Source organism: Pantoea sp. 18069, from assembly GCF_902706035.1.
GTDB lineage: Bacteria > Pseudomonadota > Gammaproteobacteria > Burkholderiales > Burkholderiaceae_C > Comamonas.
This window is the reverse complement of record NZ_CACSJA010000032.1, coordinates 46,734-59,460: the sequence shown is the minus strand read 5'-3', so window position 1 is coordinate 59,460 and position 12,727 is coordinate 46,734. Positions and strand designations below refer to the sequence as shown.

The following is a 12,727-nucleotide window of genomic DNA, read 5'->3' as shown; positions in this document are numbered from 1 at the left end:
TTCTTGTCCTCGGTCACTCACTCTCGTTTGGTCCTTCGCTCTCGCCTTGTGGCCTCAGCGGCCCCGGCTCCAGCTACTACGACCTCTGCTGACTTCTCGCTCCGGCACAGCCGTCGGGCTTTCACCCATGAGGCGAGATCTCCCCAGGTAAGAACGCACACCTTCATCGCACAACCGCCGCATCTACGCCACCTCGCCTTGGTCACAAGAGCTTTGCGGTTGCATGCCCGCTCACCCTGCTTGGCAACGCCTTCTATGCGATTCTTGTTCATCGGCTCACGATTTACGCTCCACGCTTCCTCCCCACGTTCGGTCGCCCTCACGCAGTTGCGCTTCACTTTGCTCACTGTGACCAGCTCGCAGCGGGACTTGCACCCGCAGGTGTGCGCCCATGCTGGGCACACATGCGAAAAGCCACCCGAAGGTGGCTTTTCTTGCGCCTGCCAGAGAGACCCCGGCAGACTGCAGTGCTTTGGGCTTAACGCTTGGAGAACTGCTTGGCGCGGCGCGCACCGCGCAGACCGACCTTCTTACGTTCGACTTCACGGGCATCGCGCGTCACGAAGCCGGCTTGGCTCAGGACGGGCTTGAGGCCTGCGTCATAGTCGATCAGGGCACGGGTGATGCCGTGACGGGCAGCACCGGCCTGGCCGGATTCGCCGCCGCCGTGCACATTGATTTGCACGTCGAAAGCTTCGAGGTTTTCCGTGAGTGCCAGCGGTTGCTTAGCAATCATGATGGAAGTTTCGCGGCCGAAGTACTCTTGAATGTCTTTGCCATTCACAGTAATCTTGCCGGAACCCTTCTTCAGAAACACGCGGGCGACGCTAGATTTGCGACGGCCGGTGCCATTGTTCCAATCACCAATCATCTCAAGGCTCCTTAGATTTCCAGCGCTTTGGGCTGCTGTGCGGTGTGGGGATGCTCAGCACCGCCATACACCTTGAGTTTCTTGATCATGGCGTAGCCCAGAGGACCCTTGGGCAGCATGCCCTTGACGGCCTTTTCCAGAGCACGACCGGGGTGCTTCGACTGCATATCACGGAAGTTCGTGGCAGTGATGCCGCCCGGATAGCCGGAATGACGGTAGTACACCTTGTCCAGGGACTTGGTGCCAGTCACTTTGAGCTGGGCTGCGTTGATGATGACGATGAAGTCGCCGGTATCAACGTGAGGTGTATAAATGGCTTTGTGTTTGCCGCGCAGACGGAGGGCAACTTCGCTGGCTACCCGTCCGAGCACCTTGTCGGTGGCGTCAATCACAAACCACTCGTGTTGCACCTCAGCGGGTTTTGCGCTGAATGTAGACATGAGTTTTCTCTTTTCGATAAGAGGGTTTGAAGGTCCTTTTCCACGGTCGGCGCTTCTCTGAAGGAAGCCTCTTAGGTGGCGATGCCCGCAGCATCGCATGCTGCAAACACTCCGCCGCGGGACCAAAAAATCGCTGCGAAGCCCTCCATTATACGAAATGCGGCAACCCTTGTGCTGCATGACCTTGGCCGGCATGTAAAAATACCTGCCCATTCCCAAAGACCTGCGCTCTTGCCTCCTGGCAGCGTCTGGTTACCATTGCCCCATGTTCAGTTATCGCCACGCCTTCCATGCGGGCAACCACGCCGACGTGCTCAAGCACGCAGTGTTGATTGCCACCTTGCAATACCTCACGCAGAAAGACGCGGCGCTGACCGTTCTGGATACGCACGCCGGTGCCGGCCTGTACCGCCTCGACGGCGACTACGCTAGCAAGAGCGGTGAAGCCAGCGAAGGCGTGCTCAAGCTCGCGGCCACTCCGACCGAAGAACTCGCGCCCATCCTGCAGGAATACCTCGCGCTGGTGCGCTCCTTCAACCAGGGCAGCACCATCCGCAACTATCCCGGCTCGCCGTTCATCAGCCAGTCGCTGCTGCGCGGCCACGACAAGCTCAAGCTGTTCGAGCTGCACCCGACCGACATGCGCTCGCTCGCCGGCAATGTGACCCAGCTCGAAGCCGGCCGCCAGTTGGCCGTGCTGCACGAAGACGGCTTCGAAGGCGTGAAAAAATTCCTGCCGCCGGTGTCGCGCCGCGCGCTGCTGCTGTGCGACCCGAGCTACGAGATCAAGACCGACTACGGCCGCGTGCTCGACATGGTGACCGACAGCCTCAAGCGCTTTCCCACGGGCACCTACGCCATCTGGTACCCGATCATTCCACGCCCCGAAGCCCACGACCTGCCGCGCCGCCTCAAGACCCTGGCCGTCAAGGCCGGCAAGAGCTGGCTGCATGTGACGCTCACCGTCAAGAGCAACAAGACCTCCGAGCGCGGCGGCCTGCCCGCGAGCGGCATGTTCATCATCAGCCCGCCTTTCCAGCTCAAGGAACTGCTCAAGCCCGCCATGCCCCAGTTGGTCAAGCTGCTGGGCCAGGATGGCAACGCCACTTTCTCGCTCGAGTCGGGCGGCTGACTTCCAGCGGCGCATGGCGCCGCCCCCGGCAAAAAAGCCAGGCAGATGCCTGGCTTTTTTGCATTCGCACTTCAGCGTTTGCGCGGCCTGGGTGCTGCCACGGCTTTCTTGCGCGGCGTGGGGCTGGCTTTTTTCTGCACCCGGGCGACAGGCTTGGCGGCGGCCGCATCGGCGTCGGCAGCGGCTTCGTCGAATACTTCGGGGCACTCCTCCTCGTCCTTGTCGAGCTGCCACAGCTCCACAGGCTTGATGCCCAGGCCAATCATGCCCAGCGCTTCGGCCGCGCCCTGGCTCAGGTCGATCACCCGCCCCCCGGTAAAGGGACCGCGGTCATTGATGCGCACCACCACGGACTTGCCAGTGATGCTGCTGCGCACGCACACGCGCGTGCCGAACGCCAGCGTGCGGTGCGCGGCCGTGAGGTCCTGGCTGTCGAAACGCTCGCCGCTGGCCGTGCGCCGGCCATGAAAGCGCGGGCCATACCAGGACGCGAGGCCCTGCTGGTCGCTTTCGCGCGGCGGAGACAGGTCGTAGGTCGAGGAGGTGGGTGGCTCGGCGGCGGGCTCAGCGGGCTCGGCCACCGGCGGCAGCACCGGCTTGGGCTTGCGCGGTGGAGGCGGCTCGGGGCGCTCGAAAGGCTCGAGCGGCTGGAGCGACCCGGAAGGCCGGGGGCAAGACTGGGTCGTGGTGTCGCCCTCACCGCCGCCCACGGGCACGGTGCAGGTCGACAATGCATCTTCAGGCGCCAGGGCTACAGGCAAGGGGGCGCAGGCCGCCAGCCACAATGACAGGCTGACCAGACCCAAGCTGCGGGTCCACGGCCCCGGCCGCCGCCGCGCTGGGCGGCAATTGCTTTCATCCATTGTGTCTTCCTGGAATTGCGGCTCGAGCGCCGGACCGCCGGCCGCCGGATCGCCGGATCGCCGGCCGCCGGACCCGCCGGCCGCAATGTTTACAAGCCCAGTCGTTCGCTGATCGCCAATACGGCAGCGCTCTGGTTCATGGTGTAGAAGTGCAGGCTGGGTGCACCCTGGCTGCGCAGACGTTCGCACAACTCGGTCACCACATCCAGACCAAAAGCCTTGATGGAAGCAGTGTCATCCCCGAAGCCCTGCAGGCGCAAGCGGATCCAGCGCGGCACTTCCGCGCCGCAGGCGTCGGAAAAACGCAGCAACTGGGTCGAGCTGGTGATGGGCATGATGCCCGGCACCACCGGGACGTCCAGGCCCAGCGCGCGCGCGTTGTCGACAAAGCGGAAGTAGGCGTCGGCGTTGTAGAAGTACTGGGTGATGGCCGAGTCGGCTCCGGCCTGGACCTTGGCCGCGAAAGCCTGCAGGTCGGCGTCGGGCGAGCGCGCCTGGGGGTGCATCTCGGGGTAGGCCGCGACTTCGATATGGAACGCGTCGCCGAACTCCGTGCGGATGAACGCCACGAGATCGCTCGCGTACTGGAACTCACCGCCCAGGCCGTAGCCGCTGGGCAGATCGCCGCGCAGCGCGACCAGGCGCGCAATGCCCATGGCCTGCAGCTCGCGCAGCTCGGCACGCACGCTTTCGCGCGTCGCGCCCACGCACGAGAAGTGCGAGGCCGCGCTCATGCCTTCCTGCTGGATTTCCTGCACCAGGCGGAACGTGCCCGATTGGGTAGAGCCGCCCGCGCCATAGGTCACCGAGCAGAACTCGGGCCGGCGCACGGCCAGCTGCCGGCGCACGGCGCGCAGCTTTTCTGCACCTTCGGGGGTCTTGGGCGGAAAGAACTCGTAGCTGATGGGAAAAGTCGTCCGGGTCATGCGCTCCTCCGCGCGTGCACAAAGAATTCACGGTTGCCGTCACCGCCGGTGATCGGGCTGTCGATCCAGCCGCGGACTTCGAGGCCCAGCTCGGCCAGGCATTCGCGGATGCGGGTTTCGACCACGGCGTACGAGGCCGCGTCGCGCACCAGGCCGCCCTTGCCGATGTGCTCGGGCTGGAGTTCGAACTGGGGCTTGACCAGCATCAGCAGGTCGCCCGCGGGGGCGAGAAACGGCACCACGGCCGGCAGCACCAGCGTCTGCGAGATGAAGGACAGGTCGCCGACGATCAGGTCGAACTGCTGCGACTCATCGGGCGCGCCGTCGAACGCGCCCGCGTCGATCAGCGTGTCGACATCGAGCGTACGCGCATTGACGCGCTCGAGGCAGACGATCTTCTCGTGGCCGCGCAGCGTCAGATTGAGCTGATCATGGCCCACATCGACGCCGACCACGCGCTCGGCACCCTGCTGCAGCAGGCAGTCGGTGAAGCCGCCCGTGGACTGCCCCACGTCGAGGCACCACTTGCCCTGCGCCGTGACCTTGAACGACGCCAGCGCGCCTTCGAGCTTGAGGCCGCCGCGCGACACATAGCGCGCTGCGGCCATGTCGAGCAGTTGCAGTTCGGCGTCTTCGCTGAGGTCTTCGCTGTTCTTCTTGATGGCCTGCCACAGGCCCGTGGCCGCGGTACGCCACTCGACGCCCGAAGCGATCAGGCGCTGGGCCTGCGCGCGTGAGGCGGCCAGGCCCTGGTCTACTAGCAATTGATCGGCACGCATGGAATAAATCCGTCTTAAAAATAAATCGCAACCGACGGCCTGATGGCCGACGGCAAAGTGCCCCTCAGGCAGGCAATTCCAGTGAGTCCACGAAATCGTCCGTTCGTCCTGAGCGGGGTAAGCGAGGCGAAACCTCGCCAGGCGTTAAAAAGAAACAGCGGACTTCAAAATCCCCGTTCGTCCTGAGCCTGTCGAAGGGTGAACGACCTGCGCTCAAATCATGAGGATGGGCCGTTCATGGTGCGACGGGCGCGCCGAGCGAGGCTCACCACGAACGGTTTGGCTGTCTCAGGGGCAGAAGAATCTTCAGCGGCCATGCCAGCACGCGGCATGGCCGAACCGCTGTTTAGTAGCGGTAGGTTTCTGGCTTGTAAGGGCCTTGCTTGGACACGCCGATATAGGCGGCCTGGCCGTCGCTCAGTTCGGTCAGCATCGCGCCAACCTTCTTGAGGTGCAGGCGTGCGACTTTTTCGTCCAGCAGCTTGGGCAGCACGTAGACCTTGCCCACGGCATAGGCGTCGGGCTTGGTGAACAGCTCGATCTGGGCAATGGTCTGGTTCGCGAACGAGGCGCTCATCACGAAGCTGGGGTGGCCGGTGGCGCAGCCCAGGTTCACCAGGCGGCCCTTGGCCAGCAAAATGATCTTCTTGCCGTCGGGGAACGTGATGTGATCGACCTGGGGCTTGATTTCTTCCCACTCGTACTGCTCGATCGAGGCGACGTCGATTTCATTGTCGAAGTGACCGATGTTGCAGACGATGGCCTGGTCCTTCATCGCCACCATGTGCTCGTGGCGGATGATGTCGCGGTTGCCGGTGGTGGTCACGAAGATGTCGGCCTTGTCGGCTGCCCATTCCATGGTCACGACCTTGTAGCCTTCCATCGCGGCCTGCAGCGCGTTGATCGGGTCGATTTCCGTGACCCAGACCTGGGCGCTCAGGGCGCGCAGCGCCTGGGCGCAGCCCTTGCCCACGTCACCGTAGCCGGCCACCACGGCCACCTTGCCGGCGATCATCACGTCGGTGGCGCGCTTGATGCCGTCGACCAGCGATTCGCGGCAGCCGTACAGGTTGTCGAACTTGCTCTTGGTCACCGAGTCGTTGACGTTGATCGCGCGGAACAGCAATGTGCCCTTGGCCGACATCTCGTTGAGGCGGTGCACGCCGGTGGTGGTTTCCTCGGTCACGCCGATGATCTGCGCCGACTTGCGCGTGTACCAGTTGCCGTCCACGGCGAGCTTGGCCTTGATCGCGGCGAACATGATGACTTCCTCTTCGCTGCCGGGGTTGGCCAGCACGGACAGGTCCTTCTCGGCCTTCTGGCCCAGGTGCATCAGCATGGTGGCATCGCCGCCATCGTCGAGAATCATGTTCGGGCCTTCGCCTTCGCTGCCCTTGGGGCCGAAGTCGAAGATGCGGTGGGTATAGTCCCAGTAGTCGGCCAGCGACTCGCCCTTGATGGCGAACACCGGCGTGCCGCTGGCGGCAATCGCCGCGGCCGCATGGTCCTGCGTCGAGAAGATGTTGCACGATGCCCAGCGCACTTGCGCGCCCAGGGCCTGCAGCGTCTCGATCAGCACGGCCGTCTGGATGGTCATGTGCAGCGAACCGGTGATGCGCGCGCCCTTGAGCGGCTGGGCGGCGGCGAATTCCTCGCGGATCGCCATCAGGCCCGGCATTTCGGTCTCGGCGATCCTGATTTCCTTGCGGCCCCAGTTGGCCAGAGAAATATCGGCAATGACCGACTCGACAGGGGTCAGGGGAATAGCTGCGTTCATGGTTTTTCCTTCACGGATAGACAAAACCACGTTCTGGGGGAAAGCACTCACCGCACAGACGACGTGGGTGAGCGTCGTTGCGAACGCCGGGGTAAGGACCGCGCGGCGGGTTCCGAGCCTCACGTACCGCCGGGCACCTGATGGGTGCGGGGGGTGCGCTGCAACGCTCCTCGGAAAGCAGGCATTGTACTAAAAAGCCGCAACCCCGCAGTCGTACCGCGGCAACTCCACCGGCGCCGGGCCGCCCCAAGCCGGTGGACGACCCCTCCTGGAGGGGCAGCGGCTACGGCGCCAGCCGAGCAAGCGTGGGGTGCAACTCCACCGGCGCCGGGCCGCCCCAAGCCGGTGGACGCCCCCTCCTGGAGGGGCAGCGGTTACGGCGCCAGCCGAGCAAGCGTGGGGTGCAACTCCACCGGCGCCGGGCCGCCCCAAGCCGGTGGACGCCCCCTCCTGGAGGGGCAGCGGTTACGGCGCCAGCCGAGCAAGCGTGGGGTGCAACTCCACCGGCGCCGGGCCGCCCCAAGCCGGTGGACGCCCCCTCCTGGAGGGGCAGCGGTTACGGCGCCAGCCGAGCAAGCGTGGGGTGCAACTCCACCGGCGCCGGGCCGCCCCAAGCCGGTGGACGGCCCCTCCTGGAGGGGCAGCGGCTACGGCGCCAGCCGAGCAAGCGTGGGGTGCAATTTCTTTACACGCAGCGCCAGCACCAGCACGCCGGCGAGCAGCACCAGCATGCTGGCCACCAGGCCCGGCCAGCCCGTGTGCTGCAGGAACCAGCCCCCGCCCGCGCCCAGCAGGCTGGAGCCCAGGTAATAGCCAAGCAGGTACAGCGACGACGCATGGCCCTTGGCCTGCTTCGCGAGCCGGCCGACCCAGCTGCTGGCCACCGAGTGGGCGGTGAAAAAGCCTATGGTGAGCAGCACGATGCCCAGCACGATCGCGCTGAGCTGCGCCAGCAGTGTCAGCAGCACGCCCAGCGTCATCAGCGCCACGCCGCTGAGCAGCACGGGCGCGCGCCCGAAGCGGTCGGCCAGCGCGCCGGCCACGGGCGAAGCCAGTACGCCGAAAAGATAGGCATAGAACACATGGCTGATCTGCAGCGGACTCAGCGCGTGGGGCGTGCCACCGAGCAGGAAGCCGACATAGTTGTAGATGCTGACGAACACGCCCATCAGGCCGAAGCCGATCAGGAACAGCCACAGCAGGCCGGGCTGCGCCAGGTGCCGGCCCCAGGCCTGCAGGTGATAGGCCGCGCCCAGGCCGGACTTGCGCACGAAATTGCGCGAGGCCGGCAGCAGCAGATAAAAGCCGATGGCCGCGAACAGGTTGACCAGGCTCAGCGCGGCCAGCGCCATGTGCCAGTCGACGTATTCGGTCATCACGCCCATGGCCACGCGCCCGAGCATGCCGCCCAGGGCCGAGCCGCCGACATAAAGCCCCATCGCAAAGCCCAGCCCCCGGGGCTCGATCTCTTCGGACAGATAGGCCATGGCCACGGCCGGCACGCCGCCGAGCAGGAAACCTTCGAGCGCGCGCGCCGCGAGCAGCGCTTCCCAGCCCGGCGCAAAGCTCGCCGCGAGGTTGCAGACCGCGGCCAGCAGCATCGAGACGAACATCAGCCCGCGCCGCCCAAGCCCCTCGGACAGCGCGCCGGCGAGCACGATGGACACCGCGAGGCACCCCGTGGTCAGCGACAGCGACAGCGCGCTGGCCGCGGGCGTCACGCCGAAGTGCGCGACAAACGCCGGCAGCAGCGGCTGCACGCAGTACAGCAGCGAGAACGTCGCAAAGCCGGCAAGAAACAGCGCCAGGCTGATGCGGCGGTAGGCCGGCGTTCCGCGCACGACCCAGGAAGCTTGCGGCGCGGCGCCACTCGTTGGGGAAGACATGACCAGAGCAGGAGAAAGACAGACCTGCCGATTGTGCGGCGCAACACAACTCCCCGCAGCGCAGCTACGGCATAGGCCATTCACTTGTCGGCGCGTCAGCAATGCAACCGGGCGCATGCCAGCCGGTGTTCGAGCCAGGATCCGCTGCGTTTATTCCCGCCGCGCCCCACTGCTGCTGCGCCCTCGTTAAAATCCTGCTCTTCTTCGGGCCCCGTAGTCAGGCGCTGCATCAGCGCCGAGCACGCACGCCCGTCCGCCTTACTGCAGCCGGCCTCACCGCCAGCGACCACCCACCCGTACATGTCCTACGCATCTGAGACCCGGCGCCGCCGCACGTTCGCCATCATTTCCCACCCGGACGCGGGCAAGACCACGCTGACCGAAAAGCTGCTGCTGTTCTCGGGCGCGATCCAGATCGCGGGCGCGGTCAAGGGCCGCAAGGCCAGCCGCCACGCGACCTCCGACTGGATGGAGATCGAAAAGCAGCGCGGCATTTCCGTGGCCTCGTCGGTGATGCAGATGTCCTACCGCGACCATGTGGTCAACCTGCTCGACACGCCGGGCCACAAGGACTTCTCCGAAGACACCTACCGCGTGCTCACGGCCGTGGACTCGGCGCTGATGGTGATCGATGCGGCCAACGGCGTCGAAGCCCAGACCCGCCGGCTGATCGAAGTCTGCCGCCAGCGCGACACGCCCATCATCACTTTCGTCAACAAGATGGACCGCGAAGTGCGCGATCCGCTGGACATCATGGACGAAGTCGAGCGCGAGCTGGGCATGCCCTGCTGCCCCATGACCTGGCCCGTGGGCCAGGGCAAGAGCTTCGGCGGCATCATCAACCTGCGCACCCGCACCATGACGGTGTTCGAGTCGGGCAGCGAGCGCCGCCCGCAGGACTTCGAAGCGATTCCGCTGACCGAAGTGGAGAATCTGCGCGCGCGCTTTGGCGACACCTTCGACACCGCGATGGAAAGCATGGAGCTGGCCGTGGGCGCATCGCCCGCCTGGGACCATGAGGCGTTTCTCGCCGGCAAGCTCACTCCCGTGTTCTTCGGCTCGGGCGTGAACAACTTCGGCGTGATGGAAGTGCTCGATGCACTGGTCGACATGTCGCCCTCGCCGGGCCCGCGCGTCAGCACGCTGCAGGTCAACAAGCAGCCCGTGATCAAGACCATAGCGCCCGAAGACACCGGTTTCTCGGGTGTGGTCTTCAAGGTCCAGGCCAACATGGACGCCAACCACCGCGACCGCATCGCCTTCGTGCGCGTGGCTTCGGGCCGCTACAGCCCGGGCATGAAGCTGCGCGTGCAGCGCACCGGCAAGGACATGCGCCCGACCTCGGTCGTGACCTTCATGAGCCAGCGCCGCGAAGCCGTCGAGGAAGCCTATGCGGGCGACATCATCGGCTTCACCATCCACGGCGGCGTGCAGCTCGGCGACACCATCACCGACGGCGCGGCGCTGCAGTTCACCGGCCTGCCGTTCTTCGCGCCCGAAATGTTCATGACCGTGGTGCTGAAGAACCCGCTGCGCACCAAGCAGCTGCAGCAGGGCCTGGCCCAGCTCGGCGAGGAAGGCGCGATCCAGGTGTTCAAGCCCGATGCGGGCGGCAACATGCTGCTGGGCGCGATCGGCCAGCTGCAGTTCGAAGTCGTGCAGCACCGCCTCAAGGCCGAGTACGACGCCGACATCCGCCTCGAAGCCTGCCAGTACACGGGCGCGCGCTGGATCACGGCCGACACCCCGGCCGAACTGCGCGAGTTCGAGAACGCCTATGTGCTGCGCATGGCCCACGACGCGGCGGGCACCCTGGCGTATCTGTGCACTTCGCCCTACGATGTGCGCCTGGCGCAGGAGCGTTTCCCCAAGATTCACTTCCACCCGCTGCGCGAGCACGCGGGCCTGTCGCTGAGCAACAGCTAATAGAGACAGTAACGCGTCTCCCGTTCGGGCTGAGCCTGTCGAAGCCCTTCGCCAGGCCCAGAGCGAACGGTACAAATCATCGAACCGTACCCACAATGACTCTGGAAAACTTGCTGCCCCTCGCGCAGTGGCCCCGCCCTGCCGCGGGCCGGTTGCGCGGTGTGCTCACCGATATCGACGACACCCTGACCACCGACGGCGCCGTGCCCGAACATGTGGTGGCAGCAATGGCTGCGCTGCGCGATGCCGGTCTCTGGATCGTGCCCATCACCGGCCGCCCCGTGGGCTGGAGCGAACCGTTCGCCCATGCCTGGCCGGTCGACGCCATCGTCGCCGAAAACGGCGCCGTGGCGCTGCGCCGCAACGCGGCCGGCGGTCTCGACAAGCTCTACCAGCAGGATGCGGCCACGCGCAGCGCCAACTTCGCGCGCATGCAGCAGGTGCTCGAACAGATCGAGGCCAGCGTGCCCGGTGCGCGCCGCGCGACCGACTCCGCGGGTCGCGAATGCGACATCGCCGTCGACCACAGCGAATTCACCCAGATGCCCCAGGAGAGCATCGACCAGTGCGTGGAAATCATGCACGCAGCGGGCATGAATGCCACCGTCAGCTCCATCCATATCAACGGCTGGTTTGGCGCGCACAACAAGTGGGACGGCGCGCAGTGGATAGTGCGCACGCTGTTCGACCGCGACCTGGCCGCGGAACTCGATCGCTGGGTCTATATCGGCGACTCCACCAATGACCAGCTGATGTTCGAGCGCTTCGGCCACAGCTTCGGCGTGGCCAATATCGCGCGCTTCGTGCCCCAGCTCACGCACCTGCCGCGCTATGTCACGCCCAGCGAGCGTGGCGACGGATTCGTCGAACTTTCCCGGGCCATCCTGGGTCACGCGGCGGCCTGAACCCTGCCGTGGCCCACGGCCGCGGCGCGCGCATTCCACGATGACATCCATCGCCAATCGCGCGGCAAGCTGGCATTGAAAACGGCAATGCCCGACAACGCCTCTGCAAAGGGCGCCTGTCCGGCGCAAACAGCACCTAAAATGCGCCAGCGTTCCCGTTCCTATTCCATCACCTACAAGAGACATATGTCATGCGCATGATTCGCCGTTCCTTCGTTGTCACCTGTGTCGCGGCTGCTGCGGCCATTGCTGCCGTACCGGCTCTTGCCCAATCCAAGGAAGTCAAGATCGGGTATGCGCTGGCGATCAATTCGCACTACGGCGCAGCGGCCCAGGCCTGGGCCGATTCCGTAGAGAAGAACACCAACAACGCGTTCAAGTTCAAGCAGTTCCCCGCCTCGGCACTGGGCGGCGAGCGCGAGCTGATCGAAGGCCTGCAACTGGGCACCGTCGAAGCCGTGATCGTGTCCACGGGCGCATTGAGCAACTTCGTGCCCGACGTGGGCGTGGTCGACATTCCTTTCCTGTTCCGTGACACCACGCATGCGCGCGCAGTGCTCGACGGCGCTTTCGGCCAGGAACTGCTGGGCAAGTTCCACAAGCGCGGCCTGATCGCGCTGGCCTGGGGCGAGCAGGGCTTTCGCCACCTGACGAACAACAAGCACGCGGTGCAGAACGTGGCCGACCTCAAGGGCCTGAAGATCCGCGTGACCGAAAACCCGGTGCACATCACCGCGTTCCGCACGCTGGGCGCATCGCCCACGCCCATGTCCTGGCCCGAAGTGATAGGCGCGCTGCAGCAGGGCACGATCGACGGCCAGGAAAACCCGATTTCGGTGCTGTCGTCGGCCAAGCTGTGGCAGGTGCAAAAGCACCTGACGCTCAGCGCCCATGTCTACGCGCCCGTGGCGCTGATCGTCTCGCCGGGCTTCTGGTCCGGCCTCAACGACACGCAAAAGGCGGCGTTCACGCAAGGCGCCAAGAGCGGCGCCCTGGCCTCGCGCGCGTTTGTCGACGCGGTCGAGAAGAAGGGCCTCGAGGAAGCCAAGTCGCACGGCATGCAGGTCGTCGAAAAGGTCGACCAGGCCGCTTTCCGCAAGGCCCTCGATCCCGCCTACAAGCAGTACGCCACCAAGTTCGGCCAGAAGACGCTGGACACCATCTCGAATACTAAGTAACACCCCCTGAGCCGCTTACGCGGCAGGCGCCGAGCCGGCTTCCC

The 12,727-nt window shown here is 65.4% G+C and carries 11 protein-coding genes and 1 riboswitch; of the genes, 4 read left to right on the top strand and 7 right to left on the bottom strand.

Annotated features, from left to right (window positions below; translation table 11 throughout):
* Positions 1 to 478: 478 nt before the first annotated feature.
* Together rpsI and rplM are read right to left on the bottom strand one after the other, a co-directional pair.
* Positions 479 to 871, bottom strand: a complete 393-nt coding sequence (gene rpsI / locus GVL12_RS20390; RefSeq protein WP_159917395.1) for a 30S ribosomal protein S9 — start codon at positions 869 to 871, stop codon at positions 479 to 481.
* Positions 872 to 882: 11 nt separating this feature from the next.
* Positions 883 to 1,311 carry a 50S ribosomal protein L13 gene (rplM, locus tag GVL12_RS20385; RefSeq protein WP_159917394.1) on the bottom strand — a complete coding sequence of 143 codons (429 nt, stop codon included), beginning with the start codon at positions 1,309 to 1,311 and terminating at the stop codon, positions 883 to 885.
* A 265-nt stretch (positions 1,312 to 1,576) separates the two neighbouring features.
* Between rplM and GVL12_RS20380 the strand changes: the two genes are divergently transcribed.
* Positions 1,577 to 2,443: a 23S rRNA (adenine(2030)-N(6))-methyltransferase RlmJ gene (locus tag GVL12_RS20380; RefSeq protein WP_159917393.1), complete on the top strand. Its 867-nt coding sequence runs from the start codon at positions 1,577 to 1,579 to the stop codon at positions 2,441 to 2,443.
* 71 nt (positions 2,444 to 2,514) lie between these two features.
* Here GVL12_RS20380 and GVL12_RS20375 read toward each other — a convergent pair whose 3' ends face one another.
* The 5 genes from GVL12_RS20375 to GVL12_RS20355 form a co-directional block, all read right to left on the bottom strand.
* Complete coding sequence (locus GVL12_RS20375) at positions 2,515 to 3,306, bottom strand: septal ring lytic transglycosylase RlpA family protein (protein ID WP_159917392.1); 792 nt, start codon at positions 3,304 to 3,306, stop codon at positions 2,515 to 2,517.
* Between the two features lie 89 nt (positions 3,307 to 3,395).
* Complete coding sequence (gene metF, locus GVL12_RS20370) at positions 3,396 to 4,232, bottom strand: methylenetetrahydrofolate reductase [NAD(P)H] (RefSeq protein ID WP_159917391.1); 837 nt, start codon at positions 4,230 to 4,232, stop codon at positions 3,396 to 3,398.
* Positions 4,229 to 5,011: a TlyA family RNA methyltransferase gene (locus GVL12_RS20365; protein ID WP_159917390.1), complete on the bottom strand. Its 783-nt coding sequence runs from the start codon at positions 5,009 to 5,011 to the stop codon at positions 4,229 to 4,231. The genes metF and GVL12_RS20365 overlap by 4 nt, the downstream gene beginning before the upstream one ends.
* A 346-nt stretch (positions 5,012 to 5,357) precedes the next feature.
* Positions 5,358 to 6,788 carry an adenosylhomocysteinase gene (ahcY, locus tag GVL12_RS20360; RefSeq protein ID WP_159917389.1) on the bottom strand — a complete coding sequence of 477 codons (1,431 nt, stop codon included), beginning with the start codon at positions 6,786 to 6,788 and terminating at the stop codon, positions 5,358 to 5,360.
* A 62-nt stretch (positions 6,789 to 6,850) separates the two neighbouring features.
* Positions 6,851 to 6,966, bottom strand: a riboswitch (S-adenosyl-L-homocysteine riboswitch).
* Between the two features lie 469 nt (positions 6,967 to 7,435).
* Entirely contained in the window at positions 7,436 to 8,674 is a 1,239-nt protein-coding gene (locus tag GVL12_RS20355; protein ID WP_200843950.1) for an MFS transporter, read from the bottom strand.
* A 300-nt stretch (positions 8,675 to 8,974) separates the two neighbouring features.
* Here GVL12_RS20355 and GVL12_RS20350 point away from each other — a divergent pair, with 300 nt between their 5' ends.
* From GVL12_RS20350 to GVL12_RS20340, 3 genes are all read left to right on the top strand, one after another.
* A complete protein-coding gene (locus tag GVL12_RS20350; protein WP_159917387.1) occupies positions 8,975 to 10,600 on the top strand; it encodes a peptide chain release factor 3 in 1,626 nt (541 codons plus the stop codon).
* Positions 10,601 to 10,695: 95 nt separating this feature from the next.
* Complete coding sequence (locus GVL12_RS20345; RefSeq protein WP_159917386.1) at positions 10,696 to 11,505, top strand: HAD-IIB family hydrolase; 810 nt, start codon at positions 10,696 to 10,698, stop codon at positions 11,503 to 11,505.
* A gap of 191 nt (positions 11,506 to 11,696) precedes the next feature.
* Complete coding sequence (locus GVL12_RS20340) at positions 11,697 to 12,683, top strand: TRAP transporter substrate-binding protein (protein ID WP_159917385.1); 987 nt, start codon at positions 11,697 to 11,699, stop codon at positions 12,681 to 12,683.
* Positions 12,684 to 12,727: the final 44 nt, after the last annotated feature.

What these genes read in the sequence shown, in the direction of transcription:
- GVL12_RS20355 (WP_200843950.1), bottom strand. Translation starts at nt 8,674, where the DNA reads ATGTCTTCCCCAACGAGTGGCGCCGCGCCGCAAGCTTCCTGGGTCGTG.
- rplM (WP_159917394.1), bottom strand. Translation starts at nt 1,311, where the DNA reads ATGTCTACATTCAGCGCAAAACCCGCTGAGGTGCAACACGAGTGGTTT.
- metF (WP_159917391.1), bottom strand. Translation starts at nt 4,232, where the DNA reads ATGACCCGGACGACTTTTCCCATCAGCTACGAGTTCTTTCCGCCCAAG.
- GVL12_RS20375 (WP_159917392.1), bottom strand. Translation starts at nt 3,306, where the DNA reads ATGGATGAAAGCAATTGCCGCCCAGCGCGGCGGCGGCCGGGGCCGTGG.
- GVL12_RS20365 (WP_159917390.1), bottom strand. Translation starts at nt 5,011, where the DNA reads ATGCGTGCCGATCAATTGCTAGTAGACCAGGGCCTGGCCGCCTCACGC.
- GVL12_RS20345 (WP_159917386.1), top strand. Translation starts at nt 10,696, where the DNA reads ATGACTCTGGAAAACTTGCTGCCCCTCGCGCAGTGGCCCCGCCCTGCC.
- GVL12_RS20350 (WP_159917387.1), top strand. Translation starts at nt 8,975, where the DNA reads ATGTCCTACGCATCTGAGACCCGGCGCCGCCGCACGTTCGCCATCATT.
- ahcY (WP_159917389.1), bottom strand. Translation starts at nt 6,788, where the DNA reads ATGAACGCAGCTATTCCCCTGACCCCTGTCGAGTCGGTCATTGCCGAT.
- GVL12_RS20380 (WP_159917393.1), top strand. Translation starts at nt 1,577, where the DNA reads ATGTTCAGTTATCGCCACGCCTTCCATGCGGGCAACCACGCCGACGTG.
- rpsI (WP_159917395.1), bottom strand. Translation starts at nt 871, where the DNA reads ATGATTGGTGATTGGAACAATGGCACCGGCCGTCGCAAATCTAGCGTC.
- GVL12_RS20340 (WP_159917385.1), top strand. Translation starts at nt 11,697, where the DNA reads ATGCGCATGATTCGCCGTTCCTTCGTTGTCACCTGTGTCGCGGCTGCT.